General features: G+C 64.3%; 1 protein-coding gene. It reads right to left on the bottom strand.

Annotated features, from left to right (window positions below; translation table 11 throughout):
- Nucleotides 1-627 (bottom strand): hypothetical protein (locus WW58_RS09770; RefSeq protein WP_046437281.1); only part of this gene is annotated, 627 nt, incomplete at both ends.

The raw sequence follows: 627 nt of genomic DNA, 5'->3' as shown, positions 1-627 counted from the left end.
GCTGATGGGGGTTCCGTCCGCCTTCCAGACCAGCTGGAGCTGTTCGGCGTAGCCGTCTCCGTCGGCGTCCGTCCACCGGTGGCTCCAGGTTCCCGTGTAGGCGTAGGGGTCATCCACCCGGGCCGTTCCGGTGGCCTGGGAGACGGCCCCGTCAAAGTCCTCCTCATGGATGTGCTGCACATCCGTCAGCACGTGGAAGACGCGGTCCTGCTTCCAGGAGCGGTCCGCGTAGAACCAGGGAGCGTTGGCTTCCGTGTCCGCCACGCCGATGTATCCCCCGGCCGTGAAGGTTTCCAGAGCGGAGAGCATCAGGCCCGGGCCGAAGGCCGGCCCGGCCTGGAGCTGGTAGCGCATATCGAAGGTGAAGCCGTGGGAGAGGTCGGCGTTGTGGGTGTTGATGAAGGCGCTCTCCCCGGGGCGCAGGACGGCGCCAGGGCCGGAGAGGGTGAAGCTGGAGGCGTTGGCCGTGCTTCCTCCGGTGATTTCCAGCACACCCTTTTCCACCGTCAGGGAGGAGTTGTATCGTTTATCCATTATTTCCTCAGGATTCCTGCCGAAGACAACATCGTGTTCCAGCAGGAGGACGCCGCCATAGAGGGTGGTATCCGCGCAGAAGTTGTTGTACCG

The organism is Akkermansia sp. UNK.MGS-1, from assembly GCF_000980515.1.
Classification (GTDB): Bacteria; Verrucomicrobiota; Verrucomicrobiia; order Verrucomicrobiales; family Akkermansiaceae; genus Akkermansia; species Akkermansia muciniphila.
The sequence above is the reverse complement of the archived record's forward strand: the minus strand, read 5'-3'. Positions and strand labels throughout refer to the sequence as shown.